At 71.1% G+C, this 23,815-nt stretch carries 24 protein-coding genes and 4 pseudogenes; 17 read left to right on the forward strand and 11 right to left on the reverse strand.

Going from position 1 to position 23,815, the window contains the following annotated elements; genetic code table 11:
* Positions 1-10: 10 nt before the first annotated feature.
* Both L0P92_RS00715 and L0P92_RS00720 read left to right on the forward strand, forming a co-directional pair.
* Complete coding sequence (locus L0P92_RS00715; protein WP_234760389.1) at positions 11-754, forward strand: response regulator transcription factor; 744 nt, start codon at positions 11-13, stop codon at positions 752-754.
* Complete coding sequence (locus tag L0P92_RS00720; RefSeq protein WP_234760390.1) at positions 751-2,289, forward strand: sensor histidine kinase; 1,539 nt, start codon at positions 751-753, stop codon at positions 2,287-2,289. The genes L0P92_RS00715 and L0P92_RS00720 overlap by 4 nt, the downstream gene beginning before the upstream one ends.
* 339 nt (positions 2,290-2,628) lie before the next feature.
* Here L0P92_RS00720 and L0P92_RS00725 read toward each other — a convergent pair.
* A pseudogene (locus L0P92_RS00725) lies at positions 2,629-2,922 on the reverse strand (DEAD/DEAH box helicase family protein); the annotation flags it as partial.
* A 278-nt stretch (positions 2,923-3,200) separates the two neighbouring features.
* Here L0P92_RS00725 and L0P92_RS45590 point away from each other — a divergent pair.
* A pseudogene (locus L0P92_RS45590) lies at positions 3,201-3,554 on the forward strand (aldo/keto reductase); the annotation flags it as partial.
* Positions 3,542-4,225: an aldo/keto reductase gene (locus L0P92_RS45595; RefSeq protein ID WP_372497188.1), complete on the forward strand. Its 684-nt coding sequence runs from the start codon at positions 3,542-3,544 to the stop codon at positions 4,223-4,225. The pseudogene L0P92_RS45590 and the gene L0P92_RS45595, both read left to right, overlap by 13 nt.
* Here the strand turns inward: L0P92_RS45595 and L0P92_RS00735 are convergent.
* Positions 4,208-4,543 (reverse strand): dienelactone hydrolase family protein, encoded by a 336-nt coding sequence (locus tag L0P92_RS00735; RefSeq protein WP_234760470.1) that lies wholly within the window; start codon positions 4,541-4,543, stop codon positions 4,208-4,210. The genes L0P92_RS45595 and L0P92_RS00735 overlap by 18 nt on opposite strands.
* 87 nt (positions 4,544-4,630) lie before the next feature.
* Here L0P92_RS00735 and L0P92_RS00740 point away from each other — a divergent pair.
* Positions 4,631-4,782 (forward strand): annotated as a pseudogene (locus L0P92_RS00740) (IS5-like element IS4811 family transposase); the annotation flags it as partial.
* Positions 4,783-4,833: 51 nt separating this feature from the next.
* Here L0P92_RS00740 and L0P92_RS00745 read toward each other — a convergent pair.
* A pseudogene (locus L0P92_RS00745) lies at positions 4,834-5,277 on the reverse strand (transposase); the annotation flags it as partial.
* A gap of 192 nt (positions 5,278-5,469) precedes the next feature.
* On the opposite strand from L0P92_RS00745, the gene L0P92_RS00750 reads away from it, so the two are divergent.
* Both L0P92_RS00750 and L0P92_RS00755 read left to right on the forward strand, forming a co-directional pair.
* Positions 5,470-6,300 carry a hypothetical protein gene (locus L0P92_RS00750; protein WP_234760391.1) on the forward strand — a complete coding sequence of 277 codons (831 nt, stop codon included), beginning with the start codon at positions 5,470-5,472 and terminating at the stop codon, positions 6,298-6,300.
* Positions 6,301-6,600: 300 nt separating this feature from the next.
* A complete protein-coding gene (locus tag L0P92_RS00755) occupies positions 6,601-6,819 on the forward strand; it encodes a cellulose binding domain-containing protein (protein WP_308289587.1) in 219 nt (72 codons plus the stop codon).
* A 72-nt stretch (positions 6,820-6,891) separates the two neighbouring features.
* Here the strand turns inward: L0P92_RS00755 and L0P92_RS00760 are convergent, their stop codons facing one another.
* Positions 6,892-7,626, reverse strand: coding sequence for a lipoprotein (locus tag L0P92_RS00760; RefSeq protein WP_234760392.1), 735 nt, complete (start codon positions 7,624-7,626; stop codon positions 6,892-6,894).
* Positions 7,627-7,753: 127 nt separating this feature from the next.
* Between L0P92_RS00760 and L0P92_RS00765 the strand changes: the two genes are divergently transcribed.
* Positions 7,754-8,545 (forward strand): maleylpyruvate isomerase family mycothiol-dependent enzyme, encoded by a 792-nt coding sequence (locus L0P92_RS00765; protein WP_234760393.1) that lies wholly within the window; start codon positions 7,754-7,756, stop codon positions 8,543-8,545.
* Between the two features lies 1 nt (position 8,546).
* Here L0P92_RS00765 and L0P92_RS00770 read toward each other — a convergent pair whose 3' ends face one another.
* Complete coding sequence (locus L0P92_RS00770; RefSeq protein WP_234760394.1) at positions 8,547-9,173, reverse strand: NADPH-dependent F420 reductase; 627 nt, start codon at positions 9,171-9,173, stop codon at positions 8,547-8,549.
* Between the two features lie 206 nt (positions 9,174-9,379).
* Between L0P92_RS00770 and L0P92_RS00775 the strand changes: the two genes are divergently transcribed.
* On the forward strand, positions 9,380-10,021 hold the full coding sequence (locus tag L0P92_RS00775; RefSeq protein WP_234760395.1) for a class I SAM-dependent methyltransferase: 642 nt from the start codon (positions 9,380-9,382) through the stop codon (positions 10,019-10,021).
* An 18-nt stretch (positions 10,022-10,039) separates the two neighbouring features.
* Here the strand turns inward: L0P92_RS00775 and L0P92_RS00780 are convergent, their stop codons facing one another.
* Complete coding sequence (locus L0P92_RS00780) at positions 10,040-11,653, reverse strand: glycerol-3-phosphate dehydrogenase/oxidase (protein ID WP_234760396.1); 1,614 nt, start codon at positions 11,651-11,653, stop codon at positions 10,040-10,042.
* Positions 11,650-12,249, reverse strand: coding sequence for a TetR/AcrR family transcriptional regulator (locus L0P92_RS00785; RefSeq protein ID WP_234760397.1), 600 nt, complete (start codon positions 12,247-12,249; stop codon positions 11,650-11,652). The genes L0P92_RS00780 and L0P92_RS00785 overlap by 4 nt, the downstream gene beginning before the upstream one ends.
* 73 nt (positions 12,250-12,322) lie before the next feature.
* Between L0P92_RS00785 and L0P92_RS00790 the strand changes: the two genes are divergently transcribed.
* Both L0P92_RS00790 and L0P92_RS00795 read left to right on the forward strand, forming a co-directional pair.
* Positions 12,323-13,915, forward strand: a complete 1,593-nt coding sequence (locus L0P92_RS00790; RefSeq protein ID WP_234760398.1) for an FAD-binding oxidoreductase — start codon at positions 12,323-12,325, stop codon at positions 13,913-13,915.
* A 30-nt stretch (positions 13,916-13,945) separates the two neighbouring features.
* Entirely contained in the window at positions 13,946-14,827 is an 882-nt protein-coding gene (locus L0P92_RS00795; RefSeq protein WP_234760399.1) for a YegS/Rv2252/BmrU family lipid kinase, read from the forward strand.
* 42 nt (positions 14,828-14,869) lie between these two features.
* Here L0P92_RS00795 and L0P92_RS00800 read toward each other — a convergent pair whose 3' ends face one another.
* Positions 14,870-15,193 carry a helix-turn-helix transcriptional regulator gene (locus L0P92_RS00800; RefSeq protein WP_234760400.1) on the reverse strand — a complete coding sequence of 108 codons (324 nt, stop codon included), beginning with the start codon at positions 15,191-15,193 and terminating at the stop codon, positions 14,870-14,872.
* A gap of 133 nt (positions 15,194-15,326) precedes the next feature.
* On the opposite strand from L0P92_RS00800, the gene L0P92_RS00805 reads away from it, so the two are divergent.
* The 3 genes from L0P92_RS00805 (at position 15,327) to L0P92_RS00815 (ending at position 18,694) form a co-directional block, all read left to right on the forward strand.
* Positions 15,327-15,995: an ANTAR domain-containing protein gene (locus L0P92_RS00805; RefSeq protein ID WP_234760401.1), complete on the forward strand. Its 669-nt coding sequence runs from the start codon at positions 15,327-15,329 to the stop codon at positions 15,993-15,995.
* Between the two features lie 59 nt (positions 15,996-16,054).
* Positions 16,055-16,507 (forward strand): flavodoxin family protein, encoded by a 453-nt coding sequence (locus tag L0P92_RS00810; protein ID WP_234760402.1) that lies wholly within the window; start codon positions 16,055-16,057, stop codon positions 16,505-16,507.
* A 156-nt stretch (positions 16,508-16,663) separates the two neighbouring features.
* On the forward strand, positions 16,664-18,694 hold the full coding sequence (locus tag L0P92_RS00815; RefSeq protein ID WP_234760403.1) for a DUF1996 domain-containing protein: 2,031 nt from the start codon (positions 16,664-16,666) through the stop codon (positions 18,692-18,694).
* A 71-nt stretch (positions 18,695-18,765) separates the two neighbouring features.
* Here L0P92_RS00815 and L0P92_RS00820 read toward each other — a convergent pair whose 3' ends face one another.
* The 3 genes from L0P92_RS00820 to L0P92_RS00830 all read right to left on the reverse strand — a co-directional run bounded on the left by L0P92_RS00820 (position 18,766) and on the right by L0P92_RS00830 (position 21,062).
* Entirely contained in the window at positions 18,766-19,515 is a 750-nt protein-coding gene (locus L0P92_RS00820) for an SDR family NAD(P)-dependent oxidoreductase (protein WP_234760404.1), read from the reverse strand.
* 115 nt (positions 19,516-19,630) lie between these two features.
* Positions 19,631-20,344: a YqjF family protein gene (locus tag L0P92_RS00825; RefSeq protein WP_237695100.1), complete on the reverse strand. Its 714-nt coding sequence runs from the start codon at positions 20,342-20,344 to the stop codon at positions 19,631-19,633.
* A 52-nt stretch (positions 20,345-20,396) separates the two neighbouring features.
* Positions 20,397-21,062: a TetR/AcrR family transcriptional regulator gene (locus L0P92_RS00830; RefSeq protein ID WP_234760406.1), complete on the reverse strand. Its 666-nt coding sequence runs from the start codon at positions 21,060-21,062 to the stop codon at positions 20,397-20,399.
* A gap of 57 nt (positions 21,063-21,119) precedes the next feature.
* Here L0P92_RS00830 and L0P92_RS00835 point away from each other — a divergent pair, with 57 nt between their 5' ends.
* The 3 genes from L0P92_RS00835 (at position 21,120) to L0P92_RS00845 (ending at position 23,802) form a co-directional block, all read left to right on the forward strand.
* Entirely contained in the window at positions 21,120-21,806 is a 687-nt protein-coding gene (locus L0P92_RS00835; RefSeq protein WP_234760407.1) for a class II aldolase/adducin family protein, read from the forward strand.
* The gene (locus L0P92_RS00840) at positions 21,803-22,729 is read left to right on the forward strand and encodes a carbohydrate kinase family protein (RefSeq protein WP_234760408.1); all 927 of its coding nucleotides are present in this window, start codon (positions 21,803-21,805) and stop codon (positions 22,727-22,729) included. The genes L0P92_RS00835 and L0P92_RS00840 overlap by 4 nt, the downstream gene beginning before the upstream one ends.
* A gap of 119 nt (positions 22,730-22,848) precedes the next feature.
* Entirely contained in the window at positions 22,849-23,802 is a 954-nt protein-coding gene (locus L0P92_RS00845; RefSeq protein ID WP_443732570.1) for a bestrophin-like domain, read from the forward strand.
* Positions 23,803-23,815: the final 13 nt, after the last annotated feature.

Raw genomic sequence — 23,815 nt, forward strand, 5'->3', positions numbered from 1 at the left:
GCATCACGTCATGACCGAGCAGTCCGCAACGGCTCGTCCGCGACATCGGCTTCTCGTGGTCGAGGACGAGCCCAGCATCCGCACCCTGCTGGAGGCGACGCTCCGCCTGACCGGATACGAGGTGAGCAGCACCGACACCGGACAGTCCGCCCTTGTCGAGGTCGAACGCCTGCGACCGCACCTGGTGCTGCTCGACGTGATGCTGCCCGACCTGGACGGCTTCGAGGTGACCCGCAGGCTGCGGGCGGCAGGTGACGACTGTCCGATCCTGTTCCTGACCGCCCGCACCGGCACCGACGAACGTATCCAGGGCCTGAGCGCCGGCGGGGACGACTACGTCTCGAAACCGTTCAGCATCGAGGAGGTGTTGCTGCGTATCGAGGCCATCCTGCGCCGCACGGCACCGGTGGACGCGGCACTCCCACCACCGAGCGTCCTGCGCTACGCCGACCTCGAACTCGACGAGGGCGCTCACGAAGTGCACCGCGCGGGACAGTACATCGCCCTGTCCCCGACCGAGTTCAAGCTCCTGGCCTACCTCCTGTCCAACGCCGGCCAGGTGGTGAGCAAGGTCCAGATCCTCGACCACGTCTGGAGCTACGACTTCGCCGGTGACGCCAGGATCATCGAGACGTACGTCCGCTACCTGCGCAGGAAGATCGACTGCTTCGAGCCGCCGCTCATCCAGACCGTGCGCGGCGTCGGCTACTGCCTGCGGCTGCCCCGCGACCACGAGGGGACGCCGGAGCAGTGATCCCCCGCCTGCCCAGGCCACCCGGCTCACTGCGACAACGACTGATCCTCGGCGTCACCGTCCTCGCCACGGCGGCGGTTCTGACCTCCCAGGCCATCGGCTACGTGGTGCTCCGCTCCTGGTTGCTCGATCGCGTCGACCAGCAGCTGGTGGAGTTCCACCCTCCGACCCCGGCCTTCTACGACGCCCTCCGTGGCGCTTTCCCCGCGTCGGACGAGCGTCTGGACGTACTGCCGTCGGATTTCCACGTCTATTTCTACGACTCTTCCGGGCATCGCCTGAACAACTCCCTCGGCACGGAGGCAAAGCCGGGGCCTCGGCTGACCGATCAGGCGCAGGACCTCGACCTGAGGGACGGGCACCCGGAAACCGTGTCCGCCATCAGCGGTGACGGCCGCTGGCGGGTGTTGCTCAATCCGGGCCCGGACGGCATGAGCGCGGTGGTTGCCCTGCCGCTCGACACCGTCGACGGCGCCACCTCGAAGCTGTTGTGGCTGAACGCCGTGCTGCTCGCTGTCACGATCGCCGGCCTGCTCGCCCTGGGCCGGTGGGTGGTCAGGCTGGGGCTGCTGCCACTGACCAGGACGGAGCGAACTGCCCAGGACATCACCGCGGGCCGGCTCGACCTGCGGCTGCCGGACACCGACCCGCGCACCGAGATCGGACGGCTCGGCCGGGTGTTGAACTCCATGCTCGACAAACTGCAGACCGCCCTGCTGGCCCGCGAGGCCTCCGAGGCACGGCTGCGCCGGTTTGTCGCGGACGCCGGGCACGAACTGCGCACTCCGCTCACCGCCATCCAGGGCTACGCCCAGCTCGCGCTGCGTCCGGAGCGGCGCCCGGAGCGTGAGCTGCGGGAGGCCAACCGGTTCATCGCGCAGAACGCGGAGCGCATGAGCCTACTCGTCGACGACCTCCAACTGCTCGCCACCCTGGATCGCGAACCCTCCTACCGCAAAGAACGGGTCGACCTGCTCTCGCTCGCGGCGGACGCGGTGAGCGCGGCCGCCGTCCACAGTCAGTCCCATCCCGTCGACCTGGGCCCGCTGCCCACTCCGGCAGATCCGGGCGGCATCGAGGAACTCGACGTGGCCGAGACCGTCGGCGACCCGCGCCGACTGGGGCAGATCCTGGAGAACCTGCTGTCCAACGCCCGCATCCACACCCCGCCGGGCACCCGGGTCCACGTACGGGTGGGCACGACAGAGACCGGACCCGGAACGGGCGGCACCGACCGGCCGGGACGCACCTCCGCCTCGCCGCCGCTCCCGGAGCGCCTCCCAGTCAGCGTGATCGAGGTGGCGGACGAAGGACCGGGCCTCGCCCCCGTCGACGCCGAGCACGTCTTCGAGCGCTTCTACCGGGCCGACCCCGCCCGTTCCCGCAGCCACGGCGGGAGCGGCCTCGGCCTCGCCATCGCCTCGGCCATCGCCCAGGGCCACGGCGGCCGTCTCGAACTCGACACCGTCCCCGGCGAGGGCTGCACCTTCCGCCTGGTCCTCCCCGCAGCCGACTTCGGGCAGGGCCGTCGATGAGTCTGTGTCTTCGGCTGCCAGAGGCGATGCGCGCTGCTCGCGTCGGTACGGGCGTCCGACGTTCCGACAGACCGTCGGCCGCGCCGCGTCATGGCTGCGCCGAGGGTTGTCAGGCGCCGGCGGCGGGTGGCTCCGGGCGGGTCCGCCGTCGGCTGGGCTCCTGCCGCCGGGGCTGGTGCAGAGCTCTCGTCCTTGGTCGCGGCCTGATCGACGCGCGGGTAGCGCGGCAGCAGGAAGATCAGCAGGAGAGCGCGTTGTACGTGACCTGCGGAATCGACCGGGCTGAGTGGCGGTGAACAGCAGGACATGCCGGTCGGAGAACGCCTCGACAACGCGTGACCAGCTGGGCGCCGGTGCATGATGGGCCTCGTCGACCATGAGGTGGCTGAATGCAGCCAGCAGTACCTCGCGAGCCTCCGGCTCGCAGGCCTGCAGGGCGTGCGGCGTCGCGACCACCACATTGCAGGCAGCAGCGAATGCCGCCGCCTCGGCAGCGTCATGGAAACCGTGCAGGAGTTTGCCCACCACCGGCCGCATCACGCTCGGAGTGACAATCTGGTGGGTGTGCAGGATGCCGAGCGACTCGAATTTCGCCGCGATCTGGTCACGCAGCGCGGCGGTCGGCACCAGCACCAGCAGACGCTCGGGGCGGGTGGCCCACGAGCAGCGCGAGCATCGTCTCCGTTTTACCCGTCCCCGTAGGCATCACCACGATCCCCGGTGCAGTCACCCCGGAGGCCCAGTAGCCGATCTCCGAGTGCAGGGCGCCGATCTGCGGACGTCGCAGCGCGTGCGGTTCGGCGTGGTCGCGGAACCCGATACGGTCAACGAACGAGTCCAGCACCGCCTGCGGTGAGCGAAGCGCGCTGTCGCCAATCCACCCCACACGTCCGCCCGTTCTGACGGTGGGTATGACGGCCTCGCTGCGCCGGCTCCAGACCGACCACATCGACCTCTACCAGGTGCACCGGCCCTCACCCGACACCGACATCGAGGAGACCCTGGGCGCCCTGACTGACCTGGTGCGCCAAGGCAAAGTGCGCTACATCGGTTCCTCCACCTTTCCCGGCAGTCAGATCGTCGAAGCCCAATGGGCCGCCCACGACCGTCGTCTGGAACGGTTCGTGTGCGAGCAGGCCCCGTACTCCATCCTCGTGCGCGGTATCGAGGCCGACGTACTGCCCACCGCGGCCCGGCACGGCATGGGAGTGATCACCTACAGTCCGCTCGCCAGCGGCTGGCTCTCCGGCCGCTGGCGCCAGAACGCCCCCCTGCCCACCCAGTCCGCGGTCCGCGAGCGCTTCGTCGACCGCTTCGACATGTCCCTGCCCGTCAACCAGCGAAAGCTGGAGGCCGCGAAGCCCTCGCCCGTGTCGCCAAGGACAACGGGACGACGCTCATCGAGATGGCCGTCGCGTTCGCCCTCAACCACCCCGCGGTCAGCGCGGTTCTGATCGGACCACGCACCCTGGGCCATCTGGAGACAGAGTTGTCGGCGGCCGAAGTGGCCCTGAACCCGGATGTTCTGGATCGGATCGACGCCATCGTCACGCCAGGCACGGTCATCAACCCGGCCGACATGAGCTTCACCGACCCCGCCCTGGAACCGGCCGCTCGCCGACGCCGACCGCTTGCCCGAGTCGGGTACGGCAGCACGGTCCGAGCCCTGGTCGCCTGCCGGACTTCACGCTCCCGGCCGGACAGATCATGGCCTCCGACTGGCGCCGACTGTTCGCCCGCAAACCGCGTACCTCTGGGGCAACGGCGAGGCTCACGTGGACTACACCGCCTGAGACGACAACGCTCGGTACGCCGTCGAGGCGGTCCTCAACGAGAAGCCGACCGGTCGTGTCCTTGCGGTCGCCGGCGACAGCCTCAACTTCTACGACTTCGTCGAGGTTTACGAGAACGGCACCGGTCAGAAACTGCGCAATGAGCTGCGGGCTTCGTTGGAGAACCTGGACCGGCGCATTGCCGAGGTCGTGGAGGACCTTGGGCGGCTTCGTACTCGAACACTCGGCTCAGGCGCTTCCCTGCGGGCAAAGATGCCGGAACCGTCGCGACTGGTCTCGGCCGCCTTGATACGCGTGTCGACCTGGGCGGCGCTGAGCGCGAAGCTGGCGCTGCCGCACATGCCGAGCACGCGGACGCGCTCGCCGTCCACGAACTCACGGGTGCCGAGGTAGTCGACGCCTGCGTGGAAGTCCTCGACGTCGGCCCGCGCAGGCGCCCCCAGACCGCCCATGACCAGCACACCGATGCGCCTTATTAACCTCGCCCCGCAGGTAGTCGCCGTCAAAGCGGCCATTCCCACAGCCAAACGACACTTTGAGGCGGTAACCGGAAGCGGCACTTGGCCGTGGACATGCGCGGCATGCCGCTCGCCCTCATGGTCACAAGGCCTGGCCGCGCGACAGCAACTCCGCACGCGACCAGCTCTTCCGCCTCCGCCTCACACATCCCGAACTCAACGCGGCCTGGGCGGACTCTGCCTAGGGCGGAACCCTCGATCACCTCAGCCAGGGCCCGCCGCAGCACCCCGAGGAGGACGACCAGGACGCAAGAGTGCGCCTGCCCGAGTCGGACCTTGGGGTGGACGCCGTACGCCCACACGAAGACGTAGTCCCGGTCCGACGGGTCTCACTGCTGGAAGGCCGTGTGGTCGTCGCTGCACTGCGTCGTCAGCCGAGTCACTGTCGCGGGCGACAGGCCAGCCGCGGAGCCGAGGAACGGCTCCAGTGCGGGCACGAAATCCCCGGAGGACAGGCCGTGCAGGTAGAGGAGCGGCAGGACTTCGGAGATCTTCGGGGACTTTCGACACCACGGCGCCAGGATCTTGGAGGAGAACCGCTTGCGCTCACCGGTCTCGTCGTCCACGCGGCGATCGTTGCCCCGCGGCGCGGTGACCTCGACCGAGCCGGCCGCAGTGACCACGGTCCTGGGCCGGTGATGGCCGTTGCGGACTACGAGGTGATGCCCATGCTCGTCCCGCAATCCAGCCAGTCGGAGGAGCGGGTGCCTTCGGCCGGTGTTTCGCCGTGTTTCGGGCTCGGGCGAAACACCTATCGCCGGCCGGTCGCGGGGCGCCACCGTCTGTGCCGTACGCAGGAACCCAACGGGAGGCAGGCTATGCGTAGGGAGAGAGCTACTCGGACAGGTCTGGCGGCGTTAATGGTGGCCGTGGCCGGACTGACTGTGTCGAGTACGCCTGCGACCGGGCAGGAGGCCACGGCCCGGCCAGCGGCGGCGCCGGAGGGCTGTGACGAGACCGGGTCCGACTGGGACGAGGCCGATATCGCTCCGGGTGACACGCGGTGGAATCCGAAGACGAAGAACACCTGGACGCAGATGCGGCAGAAGCACGTCCTGCGCGAGGACACCGGCCTCAGGGCAACCACCTACAAGAAGGGAACCTATGTCTACCTGTACGACATGAAGAGCAACCAGGTCTGCAGGAGTCTGGTCAACCCGCTGCCGGACGGGTGGCGGTTTCCTCTTCTGACCGGGTACCTCGACAACCGCAACACGTCGATCCAGGCGTGCATCAAGGAGCCGGGCAGGGCGTCCAAGTGCGGGGAGTGGAACCGAGAGGATGCCGGAGGGCACCGGCAGTGGGACTTCGACGGCCTGGAGCGGCTGGACCGGAACATCGATCCGAACGCGACGGTCAGCTACGACGACCACGAGGATTCCGAGGGCGGCAGGATACGCCCGCACAAGTACGGCGTCTCCTACAACCACGGCACGCGTGCCGACCTGATGCTGAACGGCTCCTACGGGATGACGTACGCGGCGTTCACGTCCAGGAGCAAGAACGTCAAGGTGCGGCTGGACAGCGACAAGTACGGCAAGGGCGAGTGGCGCAAGCCCGGAGAGCAGGTCGGCGAACACACCTGGGTCGGGTACACGGGCATCCTCTACAACGACCACGACCGCCTGCGGATCGTCGTCAAGGGCGTCCATGAAAAGCCCAAGTACGGGAAGTGGTTCAACGGAACCGGCGTTGGCTGACCCCCGGCGGCATCCTCCGCTCGAGAGGGTCGCGGGACACAGCCCCTCGGGGAGACCCATCTGCAGTGAACGCGGTGGCGGTGTACGAGTCCTGGCCACCGCGGCGGATGGTCCGGGTCCATGGCGGCTGGTGGAGTCTGGTTTCGCGGTACGCGGTCGGCCAGCACCCGGCGCGGGCGACCAAGATCCCTCCTGATGCCAGAAGCCGTCCGACAGTCGACTCAGCGATGGGCCGGCGCCATGTAGGAAGGGAGCGACCGCTTCAACGGCAAGGTCACCATCACCGCGGGGAGTTCGACGATCAGCAACTGGACCGCGACCGTCACCGTGACCTCCCCGCAGAAGATCTCCGCGACCTGGAACGGCACCCCCGGCTGGGACAGCAGCGGAAACGTCATGACGATGAAGCCGAACGGCAACGGCGGCTTGGTTGTTGGAGCGTCGACGAGCTTCGGCTTCACGGTCATGAAGAACGGCGCCAGCACCACCCCGGCGATCGGCGCCCGCACCGCGTCCTGACCGGCTCCGGGTCGATGTCCGGCGCGGCGCACGGTCCGCCCGCGCCGGACACACCCGTCGCCCAGCCGCTGCTCAGCCGACCCGCAGGGTCTTCTTGGCCAGTTCGTACGCCGGCAGCATCGCCCGGTGCTCGTCGGTGTCCATCCCGCCGAGGTGGATGACGACCGGGCCCTTCCCGGTGGTGACGGCGAGCGCGGTCTCCTCCTTGGTCTCCTCCAGGAGTTCGCTGGTGACGAGGTACTTCACCTCGGCTCCGGTGGTGCCGCCGCCCGCCTTGAACGCGCTGTACTTCGCCTCGCTCACGCCGGTCTCGTCCGCCAGGAAGGCCTCCAGCACGCCGCGCGCGTCGTCGGAGCCCGGCTCGCCCGTCCAGATGCGCAGGAAGCCGATGTTCCCGGCCGGCTTGGCGTCCACCTCGCAGGCTGCCGTGACCGGCCCCTGGTGGAGGAGCGCGTCGGCGATCTCCTGGGACAGCTCGTCATCCCCGGCGTCGGCGGAGCCGTCACCGCTGCCGGCCGACTCGTCCTTGCCCGTGCCGGCGTCGACGGCCTCCGCCTTCCAGTCCTGGGCGATGTCGAAGGTGACGGGGAGTTCGCAGGCCGATCCGGCGGCGCCGATCGTCCCCCCGCTCTTCACCGCTGTGTCACCGTCACCGGCCGCCTCCGCCGACGCCGTGGCGGAAGTCGACGCCGAACCCGCCGACGCCTTCGTGTCGTCCTCGGACGCCCCCGCACAGCCCGCCAGCACTCCGGCCAGCACCGCCACCTGGGCCAGCCGACGCCGTGCCCGTCCTGCCCCCACCGACATGGTGTTCTCTCCCCACCCTGTACCGCACACTGATCTTGTTCAGGCGGCACACAGTATCCGAGACCACCGACAAGGCGGATCCCATATCTCCGTCGGACGGATCCCGGCCCTCGGGCATCATGAACCGATGACCTCGCTGAGCTTCGAGCGCTACTGCGACGAGATCGTCTCCCAGACCGAACTGCTCACCGCCCAGGTGCGCGGCGCGGACATGACCGCCCCGGTTGCCTCCTGCCCCGGCTGGAACCTGGGCCACCTGCTGCGGCACGTGGGCGGCGACCACCGGTGGGCGGAGGAGGTCGTACGGACCCGCGCGGCCGGCCCGATCGCCGACGACCTGGTGAACGACCCGACCGCGTACGCCCACGAGGACGCGGCTTCCCTGATCCCGTGGCTGGTCGAGGGCGCGGCCCGGCTGAGCTCCACCCTCCGTGCCGCCGGTGCCGAGGCACTGGCGTGGAACCCGTCCGCCGACCGGTCGGCGCCGGTGGTGTTCTGGGCGCGTCGCATGACCTACGAGACCGCCGTGCACCGCGCCGACGCGGCCCTCACGGCCGGATCGGACTTCGCGCTGGACGGCGACCTCGCCGTCGACGCGGTCCAGGAATGGCTGGAGTTCTCGACCTTCCCCGAGGCGTTCGAGCCCCGGCCGGACCTGCCCGACCTCCTCGGCCCGGACCGCACGCTCCACTTCGGCGCGACCGACGCCGGGGAGTGGCTCGTCGACCTCACCGGCGAGCGCCCCCGCTGGCGGCCGGGCGCGGACGGCGCCACCGCTGTCGCGCGGGGCCCGGTGACCGAGCTCCTCCTGTACTTCTACAAGCGGCCGACGAGCGCCGTCGAGACCAAGGGCGACACCGCCCTTCTCGACCTCTGGCGCACCCGCTCCGGCTTCTGGCTGGAGGCGCCGCAGGACTGACCTAGCCGACGGCCCGGGGCACCACCTTGATGTTGAACGTATGGGCGCCCAGCCCGCCCGCGATGCCCATGAACAGCAACGCGAAGTGCTCCTGCCCGCGTGCGCTGGTGATGCCCCCGATGTCCAGCTGGGACGACGGCGGCCAGCCCAGGTCGGTGAGCAGCCGGCCGGTGAGCTGTTTGGCCGCGGCGTCGTCGCCCGAGAGGAAGACGGTGCTCGGCCCTTCGAGACTGTCCGGGGCGATCATCGCGGTCGAGTCCATCGTGCACAGCGTCTTGACGACGGGTGTCAGCGGGAAAGCCCGCTGGATCTGTTCCGCCAGGCTGCTGTTGGGGTGCGAGAGCTCGGTGTAGTCGTCGGTGAGGCCGACGCCGACGTCGATGAGCACCTTGTCGGCCAGGGCCGACGCCCCGATGGAGCGCAGCAGGTCCACGGACACGTTCCCCGGGGTCGCGTTCACGAGTACCTCGGCGTGCGCCGTCGTCTCGCTCAGGTCAGCCACGGGGAGACCCAGATCCGTTCGTTCCTTCGGTGAACGGGAACCGAGCAGGGCGTCGTGTCCTGCGGCTCGCCAGCCCTGCGCGAGCGCTCGTGCGACGTTGCCGGTGCCGAATAGTCCTATACGCATGGCTCGACGCTAGGCGGGGCGACGGCTCCGGCGAATCGGGCCGCGGGCTCAGAGGGGCCGGCACCAAGGTCGTAGTCCTGTGGCCCCGGGCAGGTCCCGGTCCGGCGCCGGTTTTGCCGAACCGGCAAGGCTGTTTGTCGTCGCCCGGAGCCTGCCGCAGGCTTCTTCAGCGTGAACACCACCACACCTGCGCACCGGGAGACGCCATGACCGAGACCCCTGCCCTGAAGGCCGCCGAGTTCTGGGAGGCCCGCTACCGCGACGGCGGCCGGCTCTGGAGCGGCCGCCCCAACGCGCTTCTCGTCCGCGAGGCCTCCGACCTCGTGCCGGGCACCGCACTCGACCTCGGCTGCGGCGAAGGCGCCGACGCGGTGTGGCTCGCCTCGCGCGGCTGGCAGGTCACCGGCGTCGACATCTCGCACACCGCGCTGGAGCGCGCCGCCGGGCACGCCGCCGAGGCCGGTGTGAGCGACCGTACGGCCTGGGAACGCCACGAGTTGGGAGAGACGTTCCCGAAGGGATCCTTCGACCTGGTCAACGCCCAGTTCCTCCAGTCGCCGGTCGCTCTCGACCAGCGGCTGATCCTGCGTCAGGCCGCCGAGGCCGTCACAGCGGGCGGCACCCTGCTGCTCGTCATGCACGCCAACTGGCCGTCCTGGCAGACCGAACCGCCCTTCGAGGCCGAGTTCCCCACACTGCGCGGCGTCCTCGACGAACTCGCCCTGCCGCAGACCCACTGGACCTTGGAGACACTGGACACGGTGCGCAGTGCGAGCGTGTCGCCCGAGGGCGTGGAGGGCTTCCGCGACAACCACGTGTGGCGCATCAGGCGCGGCGGCGACGCCTGACGCACCCCGCCTCCGCGCCTACCCTTCGCCCACCTGCGCCGACACCTCGCCCAGCACCTCGCGTACGGCGTCCAGCGCTGAGCCGCGATCGGCCGGCACCAGTCCGATCCGGGTCCGTCGGTCCAGCAGATCGGCCTCGTCCAGCGCGCCTTCGTGGCGTACGGCCCACAGCAGTTCGGCGCCGGTGACGGGATGCCCGGGCAGTACGGGTCGGCCCAGCCGGGGATCGCGCGCGCCGAGGGCGTGGACGGCCGGTGCTTCGGTGCCGTAGCGCTGGACCAGGCGGCGCGGCGCCCGGAGAGAGCCGAGCGTGGCGGGGGACGCGGCGCCGACGAGCGGGAGAGTGGCGGTCGGGGAGGGCCCGGCGGTGAGCCGACGGGTGGTGACGGCGGCGTCGACGGCGTCCTCGGCCATGCGCCGGTAGGTGGTGAGCTTGCCGCCGACCACGGTGATCACACCGCCCGGCGAGGTGAGGACCGCGTGCCGACGGGAGATGTCGGAGGTGCGCGGGGCACCGCCGGAGCGTGCCTCCGGGGCGGTGTCGAGCAGGGGGCGCAGGCCGGCGAACGCGCCTACGACGTCCTCGCGTTGGACCGGAATGTCCAGGACGGAGCCCAGGACGTCGAGGAGGAAACCGATGTCCGACTCGGGTGCTTCGGGAACGTCGGGGATGTCGCCCTCTACGGGCTCGTCGGTGAGCCCGACGTAGACCCGGCCGTCGCCCTGGGGCAGCACGAGGACGAAGCGGTTGGTCTCGCCGGGGACCGGCACGTGCAGGCCCGCAGGCAGCGGACCGAGACGGTCGGAGCGCAGGACGAGGTGGGTGCCGCGGGAGGGGCGGATCCGGATGCCCTCGACCAGGTCGCCCGCCCAGACACCGGACGCGTTGATCACCGCGCGGGCCCTGATCTCGCCCTCCTCGCCGGTGAGTTCGTCCCGCACACGGGCGCCGGAGGCGGTGAGCTCCAGCGCCCTGAGCCGGGTCAGGATCCGCGCGCCGTGGGCGGCCGCGGTGCGGGCGACGGCGGTCACCAGGCGGGCGTCGTCGGTGAGCCGGCCGTCCCAGGACAGCAGGCCCCCGCGCAGACCCGGGGCGCGCAGGGCGGGGGCTAGGTGCCGGGTCTCCACGGCGGAGAGCCGGCGCGGGGCGGGCAGGGTGGCACGGGCCGTGCGAGCCGCCAGACGCAGGGTGTCACCGGCCCGGAACCCGGCCCAGGCCAGCGCCGACTGGCCGCGCGAGACCAGGGGAGTCAGCGGCAGCACGAAGGGCTGGGCGCGGACCAGATGCGGTGCCGTGCGCTCCATCAGCACGCCCCGCTCGACCGCACTCTCGTGCGCCACGTCGAGCTGGGCCGAGGCGAGATAGCGCAGCCCGCCGTGGATGAGCTTGCTGCTGAACCGTGAGGTGCCGAAAGCCAGGTCGTGGGCGTCCACGGCGGCCACCGTCAGCCCACGGGCCGCGGCGTCCAGCGCGACCCCGGCGCCGGTCGCGCCCAGCCCGACGACCAGGACGTCCACGACGGGACCGCCGATGGTCTCGCCGAGTTCACGCGAGCGCCGGGCGGCGGAGAGCGACGAACCGGGAAGCGGTCCAGGAGTCGGTCCGGGAACCAGGGGAGTGGCGGGGCTCATGGCGTGAGGGTCCTTTCCAGGATGCTGCGCAGCTCCGCCAGGAAGGCCTCGCTGCTCAGGTCGGCGTCGTCCTCGTCGGTCATGGTCCGCAGCGACAGCGTGAAGGACTGGACGATCAGCAGCAGGGCCCGCGCCTGCCGCTCGGCATGGCCGGCGCGCACCGAACCGTCGGCATGGCCCTCGCGCACGGCGTCGGCGAGCAGCGCGATGAGCGCCTCCTGGCTCGCGCCGCGGCGGTCGAGGACGTACGGAAGGAGCAGCTCCGGGTCGACGTCGACGATCTTCCGGAAGAGCGGATGGGCGCGGAAGGCCGCCACCCCGGCCACAAGGCCGTCGACGATCAGTTCGCGCGCCTCCGCCCCCGGCCGCCGCTCGGGCATGGCCCCGGTGGCCACCGCGACCCATTCCCGGGTCATCAGGTCACCCACCAGGGAGCGCACATCGGGCCACCGGCGGTACAGCGTCATCCGGGAGACCCCGGCGCGGCGGGCCACGTCGGTCAGCGTCGTACGGCGGACTCCGACGGCCAGGACGCAGTCCCGCACCGCGTCGAGCACCGCGTCGCTGTCCGAGTGGTTGTGACGAATAGGCGTCATGTGTCACAGTGTAACGCCTGCGAGGCCGTCCGGGACACGGCATCGCTCGAATCGACGGGTGAGGACGAGAGCCATGGACATGCTGTGGAGCGGCTGGGGCGATCCGGCCGAGGCGGCGCCGCTGCCCGAGACCGTGACCGGGCTGCTGCGCGACCTGCTCGGCGTCAAGCCGCGCACCGCCGCGCCGATCGCCCTCGAGGACATCGCCGTGCCCGAGCCGCGGCTCGAACCCGCCGCCCGCCAGGCCCTGTTCACCGCCGTCGGCGGCGAGGAGCACGTCCTTACCGACGCGGAGACCCGCATCCGGCACACGCGCGGCAAGTCCACCCCCGACCTGCTGCGGATCCGCGACGGCGAGGTCGACGACCTCCCCGCCGCCGTCGTCCTGCCCGCCGACCACGACGAGGTGCTCGCCGTACTGCGCGCCTGCGCCGAACACGGCCTGCCCGTGGTCCCGTTCGGCGGCGGCACCTCCGTCGTCGGCGGTCTCGCCCCCGGCCGCCGTACCCCCTTCGTCGCACTGGACCTGCGGCGCATGAACCAACTGCTCGCCCTCGACCCGGTCTCACGCACCGCCACCCTGGCACCCGGACTGCGCGCCCCCGAGGCCGAGGCGCTGCTGGCCGAACACGGCTTCACCCTCGGCCACTTCCCCCAGTCCTACGAGTGGGCCAGCATCGGCGGATTCGCCGCCACCCGCTCCAGCGGCCAGGCCTCCGCCGGCTACGGCCGCTTCGACGAGATGGTCCTCGGCCTGACCCTCGCCACCCCTGAGGGCACCCTCGACACCGGCCGCGCCCCGCGCTCGGCGGCCGGACCCGACCTGCGCCAGCTCCTGCTCGGCTCCGAAGGGGCGTTCGGGGTCATCACGTCCGTCACGGTCCGGATCCGCCCGGTCCCGCAGACCCGCGTGTATGAGGGCTGGCGCTTCGCCTCCTTCGAGGAGGGCGCCGCCGCACTGCGCCGCCTCGCCCAGGACGGCCCACGCCCCACGGTGCTGCGGCTGTCCGACGAGACCGAGACCCTCGTAGGCCTCGCCCAGCCCGACGCGATCGGCGCCGGCCTGGAGTCCGCGGCCGGATGCATGGCGATCACCGGGTACGAAGGCACGGACGAGGACACCTCGTACCGGAGGGAACGCGCCGCGGCCGTCCTGCGCGACTGCGGCGGCACCCCGCTCGGCGAGGAACCGGGACAGCGCTGGGCGCACGGCCGTTACTCGGCGCCCTACCTCCGGGACGCCCTGTTGGACGCGGGGGCTTTCGCGGAGACACTGGAGACGGCGACGTTCTGGTCACGCGTCCCCGAGCTGTACGCGTCCGTCCGCGACGCCCTCACCACCACGCTCACCGAGGCCGGCACCCCGCCGCTGATCATGTGCCACATCTCCCACGTCTACGAGAACGGCGCCTCGCTGTACTTCACGGTGGTCTCGGCGCAGGGCGAGAAGCCGGTGGCGCACTGGGAGCGGGCCAAGCACGCCGCCAACGAGGCCATCCTCGGCGCGGGCGGCACGATCACCCACCACCACGGCGTGGGCACCGACCACCGCGACTGGTACGTCCGCGAGGCGGGCCCCCTGGGCATCGAGGCGCTGGCTGCCGTGAAACGACGGCTGGACCCGGCGGGCGTGCTCAACCCCGGCGTCCTGCTGCCCCTCGACTGACCCCACCCCACGGGCCCGAAAGGCACATCGATGCGACAGTTCACCGCCATCGTCAACCCCACGGCCGGGGGATCCGCCTCAGCTGCCGCACTGCTGCACGTGGCCCGGCCGCTGCGGGAGGCCGGGGCCGACCTGGAGACCGAGTACAGCCGCAGCCTGGAACACGCCAGGGAACTCGCCCGGGACGCCGGACAGCGCGGCCGGGTGGTGCTCGCCGTCGGCGGCGACGGCATCGCCGGCGGCATCGGCGGCGCCCTCAGCGGCACGGACGCCCTGCTCGGTCTCGTCCCGGCCGGCCGCGGCAACGACTTCGCCCGGGCGCTGGACCTGCCCACCGACCCGGCGGCCCTCGCACAGGTGCTGCTCCACCACGAACCCCGTCGGGTCGACACCATCGAGGTCGAATCGGCCGTCCACCACCGCACGGTGGTCCTCGGCAGCGTCTACGCCGGCGTCGACGCCCTGGCCAACCGCCACGCCAACAACGCCACCCTGCTGCGCGGCGCCGCCTCCTACTACGCGGGCGGCCTGCGCGCCGTCACCACCTGGCGCGCCGCCCGCTACCGGGTCACCGTCGACGGCCAGGAACACCTGCACACCGGCTACACGGTCGTGGCCGCCAACTCCGGCTACTACGGCTCCGGTCGCCACATCGCCCCCGACGCCCGCGTGGACGACGGTCTGCTCGACATCGTGCTGATCCGTGAGGCGCCGCGCCGGCTGTTCTTCGCCCTGATGAACGACCTCAAGACGGGCGCCCACGTCCACCGCCCCCAGGTCCGGATCCTGCGCGGCAAGGAGATCCGTATCGCGGCCGACCGCGCGGTGCCCTACGGCGCGGACGGCGAGGTCGAGGCGACCCTCCCGGTCACGGTCAGGGTCCTGCCGGGAGCACTGCGCGTCCTGTGCTGACCCCGGCCACCAGGTGACTGGGCGGTCACCGCCTCCCGGCCGCTATGGGGCGGCGGTGCTGCGATCGGCCTCGGCCTGGACGAGGAGGGAGAGCAGCTCCGCCACCTTCAGCCGGGCCTCGGCGGGGTGCCGCAGCACCTTGGCAGGGTCGATCCGGTAGGTGTTGGTGCGCCCCTCACGGGTGTGCGAGAGATAGCCGTCCCGCTCCAGATCGGAAATGATCTTCTGAACCGCGCGCTCCGTGAGGCGGCAGTGCGCCGCGATATTCCGGATGCGCACGTTCGGGTTGTCGGCGATGGCGGCCAACACCCGGGCATGGTTGGTGAGGAACGTCCATCCGGTGTGCGGCTCAGGGACTCCGTCCATGGACCAACCCTACGACTGAGCGTTCACGTATACAAAAACACGCACTGCATTTCATGTATCGGTTGACGTGTTCGGCTGTTCGGGTTCACTCTGGTACGGACGACGGGGAGCAGCACCTGAGGGAGAGGCGGTCATGCCGGAGCTCGCGTCCTCCGAGAACACCGAAGGCACGCCGGCGGTGAGCCCGCCGTACGCGTCGGCCGCCACCGTACGCGCGGACGGTGACAGGGTGCGGGTGACGATCTCCGGGGAACTCGACCTGGACGCCAGCGAGCGCCTGCGAGGCGTCCTGCGTGAAGCCCTCAACCGCTCGGTCCGCGGCGTCGACCTGGATCTGGAGGGCGTCTCCTTCTGCGACTGCTCCGCCCTCAACATCCTGCTCCACCTGCGCCACCGTGCCCTGGAGAGCTCCAAGACAGTCGTCATCGACTCCGCCGGCGCGGCGGTCGACCGCCTGCTCACCCTGACCGGCACCGGCCCGCTGTTCGGCACCACGGCCCCGGACGAGACCTCCGAGGACGCCCAGCACGACCTGCGGATCGAAGTCGCCCAGCTGCGCCGGGCCATGCAGACCCGCCCGACCATCGACCTGGCCCGCGGCATCCTCATGGCCTCCTTCAGCCTCAGCTCCGAGGAGGCCTGGACGGTCCTGGTCACGGCCTCCCAGAACACCAACACCAAACTGCACTCCCTCGCCGACGACCTGGTCACCGCGGTCAAGGGCGACGCCCTGCCCGACGAGGTGCAGGAACACCTGTCGGCCGCGGTCGCCAGGATCGGCTCCGCGGCCCCCGGGCAGTGAGCGCGACACCCCGGACGGCAGGGTTGCGTCGCGCGGCGGCACACCGGCAGGGTTCGGATGTGCCCACCTTGCTGATCGTGCATCACACGCCGTCACCCAACTGCCAGGCCCTGCTCGAAGCCGTCATCTCCGGTGCGACGGCGCCGGAGATCGAGAACGTCGAGGTCGTCCGGCGGCCGGCGCTGTCGGCCACGGCCTCCGACGTCCTCGCCGCCGACGCCTACCTCCTCGGCACTCCGGCGAACCTCGGCTACATCTCCGGAGCCCTCAAGCATTTCTTCGACCAGGTCTACTACCCCTGCCTGGACGCCACACAGGGCCGGCCCTTCGGCTACTACGTGCACGGCGGCAGCGACGTCACCGGCGCGGTACGGGCGATCGACTCGATCACGACGGGCCTCGGCTGGCGCCGTACGGCGAAACCGGTGACCGTCACGGGCGAGCCCGCCAAGACCGACACCGAGGCGTGCTGGGAGCTGGGAGCGACGCTCGCCGCCGGCCTGATGGACTGACCTGGGACGCAACACCCCCTCCCCACCAGCGTGTTTACCGACCCTGTGAGAAATTTCTGTGAATCCGTGAGGCGTTTGAACACCGTGCGGGCCGTCTCCGTATAAGGCCGGGGGATTTTCATGCCCTGACCGACCACGAGGCGTAGGAGTACTTCCTTGGGACGCAGCACGCGAAGACGCCCCACGGGCGCACGGCGCGCGACCTTTGCAGCGGTCGCGCTGATGTTGGGCGGCGGCGGCCTGGTTGCGGCCAACGTCTACGCCTCGGCGACCGAAGACGGCGGCACGGACCCGGCCCGGACGCTGTCCACACCGGCCGGCACGATCGACTGCCCCGACGTGGGCAGCGAACTGACGGCCGTACCCGACACGGCGAAGGAGGACGTCGCCAAGGAACTCGCGCTCCTGGACCAGCAGATCGCCGACGCCTACCAGCGCCTGCAGGAGTCGGCCCAGGCCATCCAGCAGGACGCCGGCTTCGCCGACAACGCGATCATGAATCCGCTCAAGGAGAAGCGCGCCGCGACGATCGAGCGGATCGCCATCTCCGTCGACCGTGCCGGAGACCGGCCGCAGGGCCTGGAGGCCCTCGCCCCGTGCACCCTGCGCGCCGCCGACGACGGCGGCGGTGAGGACGGCAACGGCGACGGCCAGGACGGCGGCGACAACCAGCAGGGCGACGGCGACGGCGCCGACCAGGGCGGGCAACAGCCCGGCAACGGCGGACAGGCGGGCAACGGCCCGGTCGCCGCGGACTACGCGGACATCAAGTCCGTACAGCCGAACGCGGCAGCCCCGGCCCTCCAGAAGGGCGCCTCCCGCGGCACCTTCGCCACGAGCTGCGGAGTCAACGAGAACGGCCTGTTCAACTCCGACAACATCATCGCCGCCCCCGGTGTCTCCAACGGCGCCCACCACTTCCACGACTACATCGGCAACCAGTCCAACACCGCCTTCGCCAGCGACGAGGACCTCGCCAACGCCAAGACGACCTGCGTCGACCAGGGCGACAAGTCGACGTACTACTGGCCCGTGATCCGGCTGCAGAACGGCACCCAGGAACAGGACGCCAACTCGCCCGGCGGCGGCATCGAGGGCAACGCCGGCGAGATCGTCACCCCGAAGGAAGTGACGCTGACCTTCGTCGGCAACCCGCGCGGCAAGGTCACCGAGATGCCGCGGCTGCTGCGCATCATCACCGGCGACGCCAAGGCGTTCGTCAACGGCACCGCCAACGCCAACGCGTCCTGGAGCTGCACCGGCTTCGAGGACCGGCAGCTGAAGGACAAGTACCCGCTGTGCCCGCAGGGCAGCGACGTGGTGCGCACCTTCAAGTTCCAGAGCTGCTGGGACGGCCAGAACATCGACAGCGCCAACCACCGCACCCACGTGGCGTTCGCGGCGGCCGACGGCAGCTGCCCGAGCGGCTTCGAGGCCATTCCGCAGCTGGTGCAGCGGATCGTGTACGACATCGACGCGCCGAGCCTGAAGGACGGCGGCCGGACCACCCCGCTGTTCGCGGTGGACTCCTTCCCCGAGAACCTGCACAAGCCGGTCACCGACCACGGCGACTTCATCAACGTCTTCGACGAGGACCTGATGGGCGAGATGGTCGACTGCATCAACGAGGGCCGCAAGTGCGGTGTCGGCGCCGACGACGGCGGTGACCCGGGCCAGGAGGAGCCGACCCAGCCGCCGACCGAGGCGCCCACCACCCCGCCGGCCGGCAACGACGACCCGGAGCCCGGCGACGGAGGCGACAAGCCGACCGAGGCCCCGGCGACCGAAACGCCCGCCACGCAGGACCCCGCCACCGAGGCGCCCGCGGCCGAGGACCCCAAGGCCGACGAGCCCGAGGCCGGGACACCCGCGACCGACCCGGCGAAGGACGACAAGCCCACCGTGTCGAGCACGGTGGCGCCCAAGGCCTACGGCACCCCGTCGGCCACCGCGGACGCCGACGCACAGGACGGCTCGAAGGACGACGGCGCCGACGCGGGCAGCACTCCCGCGCAGACGCAGCCCGCCGCGGGCGGCGAGCAGTCCGGCGGCGGTTCGGGCACGGAGCCGCAGGCGGTCGGCGACCTCGCCGAGACCGGCACCACCCTGTGGCCGGCGGCAGCCGGAGCCGTGCTTCTCATGGCCGGCTTCCTGCTGCTGATGCGGACGAGGCGCCGCGCCGGCTGACCGGAGAGCGGAGACCCGCCGGACCGGCTCCCGGGCCGGTCCGGCGGGATCACGCCGGCGTCGCGGAGGCCCTAGTCCACGATGGCGCCACAGGAGATGTTCACGTCCGTCGCCGTGAGCGTTCGGGCCAGGTCCGAGGCGACGAAGGCGGCGACGTGGCCGACGTCCCCGAGGGTCGCGGTACGGCCGAGCTGGGTGGCCTCGACCAGGCTGTCGCTGATCGCCTTCTTGCCCGGGAAGCCGTCGGGGATGCTCTCCGGGACGCCGCCGGACTTCAGGGTCACGACGCGGATGCCGTGCGGGCCCAGTTCGAGGGCCCACTGGCGGCGCAGCCCCTCCAGCGCGTCCAGCGCGATCTTGAAGCCGCCGAGGCCGGGCAGCGTCTGCGGGCCACCCCCGCCGAAGGCCAGGATCACTCCGGAACCGCGCGCGGTCATGTGCCGGGCGGCCGCCCGGGTGGTCAGGAACTGCGAGCGCATCGCCGTCGCGATGGGCTGCAGAAAGTCCCCCGCCGAGATCTCCATCAGCGGCTGCTGGACGTCCCCGTACCCGATGGCGTTGAACGAGACGTCGACACGCCCCGCCCGTGCGACGACCTCGTCGACGAAGGCGTCCACGGCCGCCTCGTCCAGCGCGTCGACCACGGCGGTCTCCGCCGCGCCGCCCGCGGCGCGGACGTCCTCGGCGAGTTCGTCGAGCGGCGCCGCGGTGCGCCCGGCGAGGAAGACCCGCGCCCCCTCACCCGCGAAGGCGCGCGCCGCCGCCCCGCCGATGGCGCCGCCCGCGCCGTACACCACTGCGACCTTGTCCTGCAGCAACATGATCGGTCTCCGTTCCGATGGCCTGTCCGCCGGCCGTACCGCCGCGCGGCCCGGCTCTCATCGGATACGTCGGCGCCGAACTCCGGAATTCGACACGCGCCACCGAATCAGCGGATCACGGTGTGAGGATGCCCGCCGGGCGGGCCGGGCGGCCGAGGCGGACCGGGACGCCGGGGGAGTACAGGACGCTGACGGGGGCGTCGCTCGGGGCGGGCAGCCCGGCCGCCGTCACGAGGGTCTCCTCGCAGGTGACCAGCTCGGCGCGGTGCAGTGGCCAGCGAGGGTGGTGGTTGGGCAGGTAGGCGAGCGGCTCGGGTCCGCCGAAGAAGGCGTTGTGCATGCCCCAGCGGGCGGTGAGGAAGTGCTCCAACTCGGTGGGTTCCTCGATGCGTTCACCGGTGCGCACGGTGACGCGGCTGCCGGCGCCGCGCGGACCGGGCCAGCGCCGCGAGCTCGTGTACGTGACGGTGTCGCCGTCGGTGCGGACGGCCATCCGGGACCACAGGTACGGCAGCCGGAAGCCGACCCGCCCCATCACCACCGGGATCAGCCGCGAGGCGTCCATCGACCGGAACACCACGCCCCGCCGCCCGTGCGCGTCCACCGAGTACAGGCGCACGTTGGTCTCGGGAAACGTCCCGAGATACGGCACCCCGGGCAGCCGCAGCCACCCGACCCGATGCATCCGGAACGCGACCAGCCCGACGTAGGTGACCCCGTCGTGCGTGTCCGGAACGGTGCCCCTCGGCAACAGCCCCGCCACGACCCCCGGTTCGACGGCCCAGTGGATGAAGGCGAGGTCGAGCCACTGCTGGGTCAGCAGGGGCATGCGTATGGCGGCGGGGGCGTCAGGGGTGACGGGAGCGGGATTCGGCACCACGTCAGGATGGCAGCCCCGGATAGCGGGCGGCGACCCCGGTCAGATAGCCGCGCAGCATGAGCTTGGCCTCGTCGAGCAGGCCCGGATCGCCCTCGGGATCCCGACGGAACGCCTCCTGGGAGAGCGCGTCGGCGGCGAGGACCGCGGCACGGCAGGCGCGGGCCAGGGCCTCGTCGTCCCGGGCGAGACCGAGGGCGAGCAGGACGCGCCGGACGCCGTCCGCCATACGGCGCTTGTGCGCACGGTCGGCGGCGCGGGTCTGCTCGGTCAGGCCGCTGCCGAACCACAGGGCCCTGAAGCCGTGTTCGGTGCGGTAGATCGCGGCGTACGCGTCGATGAGCACACCGACCGGGTCCTCCCACCGCTCGGCCGACGCCGCGTCGACCAGGTCGTCCATGGCGGACTCCAGCCGGGCGAAGTAGCCGGCCGCGAGGGCGTCGACGATCGCGTCCCGGTCGGGCAGGTACTGGTACAGCGAACCGACCGAGACCTGCGCCTCCGCCGCGATCCGCGTCGTCGTCAGTGCCTGGACGCCCTCGCCGACCAGGACACGCTCGGCGGCCTCCAGGACACGGGCCAGCCGTGCCTTGCTGCGCGCCTGCTGGGGCGTGCGACGCAGGGGAACCTGCCAGGCACCGCCGCCGGACCGTGCGGCGGGATCGCCCATGTGCGGCCTCCGAACCTGAACGTGACTTTGTTTCAGGTTTACGTTACCGTCGCGTACATGACCGACTCAAGCTCGGCGCTGGGTCAGGAACGCGCCGCCGTGGCCGCGGCGAGCCGTCGACTCGGGGCCGAGGGGCTGCTCATCGGCACGGCCGGCAACGTCAGCGTGCGGGTCGACGACCGGGTCGCGATCACGGCGACCGGCGCGGTCCTCGCCGAACTGACGGCCGACCAGGTGACCGTCGTGGACCTCGACGGAAACGTCGTCGCCGGGACGCTCGAACCCACCTCGGAACTCGACCTGCACCTCGGCGTCTACCGCCGTTACGGCTCCGGCGCGGTCGTCCACACCCACGCGCCGATGGCGACCGCACTGTCCTGCGTCCTCGACGAACTTCCCTGCATCCATTACCAGTTGCTCACCCTGGGCGGCTCGGTGCGCGTCGCGCCGTACGCCACGTTCGGCACCCCGGCGCTCGCCGAGTCCGTACTGACCGCGCTGGAGGGCCGCAGCGCCGCGCTGATGGCCAACCACGGCGCCCTCACCCACGCCCCGACGCTGGACAAGGCCGTCGAGCACGCACTGCTCCTGGAATGGGCCTGCCGGGTGTACCGGCACGCGGCCGCACTCGGAGAGCCCCGCGTCCTCGACGAGAAGCAGCAACTCGCGGTGATCGAGGCCGCGCTTGCCCGGAACTACGGCACCACCCACCCCGTACCACCCGTGCAGGAGGGAAACCGATGAAGGTCGTCACGCTGGGCGTGCATGTGCTGGACGTGCTGGTGCGGCCGGTCGAGGCCATACCCGAGGGCCAGGGCGCCACCCTGGTCGAGGACATCAGGATGACCGCCGCCGGGACGGCCGGCGGCACCGCCCTCACCCTCGCCAAACTCGGCGCCTCCGTCAGCAGCGCCGGCGCGATCGGATCCGACCCGACCGGCGACATGCTGGTCCAGCTCCTGGGCGCGGCCGGCATCGACACCCGCTTCCTCGTCCGCCGCACGGACACGCCCACCTCCGCGAGCGTCCTCCCCATCCGCCCGAACGGCGACCGGCCCTCACTCCACCTCCTCGGCGCCAACATCACCTACGGCCCCGACGACGTCCCCTGGGACGCGCTCGCCGAAGCGACCCACCTCCACCTCGGCGGCCCCGAACTGATCGGCGCCGACACCGCCACGCGCATCCTGTCGTACGCCAAGGAACACGGCACGACCACCTCGGTGGACCTTCTCGCGCCCGGCGCGCTCGGCAGCTTCGAGCAGATCGAGTCCCTGCTGCCGTTCGTCGACCACATGCTGCCCAACGAGGACCAGGTCCTCGGCTTCACCGGCGAGGACGACCTGCTCAAGGGCGCGCGGAAACTCCTCGCCGCCGGAGCCGGCCTCGCCGCGGTCACCCGTGGCGCCGACGGCGCCCTGCTCGTCACCCCGGAAGGCACCGAGAAGGTCCCCGCCTTCGCGATCGACGTCGTCGACACCACCGGCTGCGGCGACGCGTTCTCGGCCGGCTTCGTCCGCGGCATGGGCCTGGGCCGCACCCCGTACGAAGCCGCCGTCCTCGGCTCCGCCGCGGCGGCCCTGGTGGCCCAGGGCCTCGGCAGCGACCACGGCGACTTCGACCTCACCACCGCCGACACCTTCGCCGCGGCCCACAAACCTCGCTGACGATGACGAGCCGCGCTCGTGCGCGCCGCTGATCCGTCAGCGTCGCCGTTCGGGTCTCGTGAATCCGTTCGTGGAATTCGGCGTCCGGGCCGGGGCCGGCCGCCGCCGTACCCGTCGACATGGGGCGTTCCGGCGTAGCCGCAGCGGAGCCAGGGCATCTCTGTGTCGTGGCATCGGGATTCTTGCATGTACCGACCTGGGCCCAGGCCGTGGCATTGGCCGGAGGATTTCTCGCATTCGGGGTGAGCGGTCTGCTCGCACGGCCCTGGATTCGCCGGAGATTCGAGGACGATCCCGAACACAACGACCGTGTCACCTTTCTGGTGGAGGTCGTGGGGGTCTTCTACGCGTTGCTGGTGGGACTGGTCGCGGTCGGTGCCTACGACCACTACGTCGAGGTGAAACGGCTGGTGAACCAGGAGGCGTCACAGCTCACCACCGTCTATCGCGCCGCGCAGTCCTTTCCCAACAGCCGCCGATGCAGGCTCCAGTCGCAGATGCGCAATTACGCCGAGAACGTCATCGACGACGTCTGGCCGAAGCAGAAGCAGGGCGAGATCGAGGAGGACCAGGGAAGGCTGGACGCCGTGTTCGAGTCGCTCATGTTCTACGAGCCGCGCAATGCCCAGGAGTCCAATGCCCAGTCGGTCACCCTCGAAGCCTTCAACGACTACAACAACCTCCGCCGTGAACGGCAGGGAGAAGTGGAGATCGGGCTGCTCCCCGTGCTGTACGTGGTGCTGTTCCTCGGCGCGACCGTGACCATCGCGGCGACCTGGGCGCTCGTCGGCGTCAGACTGGTCGACCACTTGGCCATCACCGGCCTGCTGTCCCTCTTCATCGGCGTCTTCCTGTCCCTGATCGTCGCGCTGGACTTCCCCCTCCAGGACAGCAACTCGATCCCGCCCAAACCCTGGACGGTCGCCCTCACCAAGGGAATGGGCGTCCCCGCCGACGGCGAGAAGCAGGTCGGCACCTACTTCGGCGCGTCGACGGCCGACCGCGTCCCGGGCTGCCTGCTGAACGTCTCCGACTACGTCTCGTTCGCGAGCTCCGAGCAACTCCCCGAGTGAGGAATCCGGAACC

Source organism: Streptomyces muensis, from assembly GCF_021474425.1.
In the GTDB taxonomy this organism is placed as follows: domain Bacteria; phylum Actinomycetota; class Actinomycetes; order Streptomycetales; family Streptomycetaceae; genus Streptomyces; species Streptomyces muensis.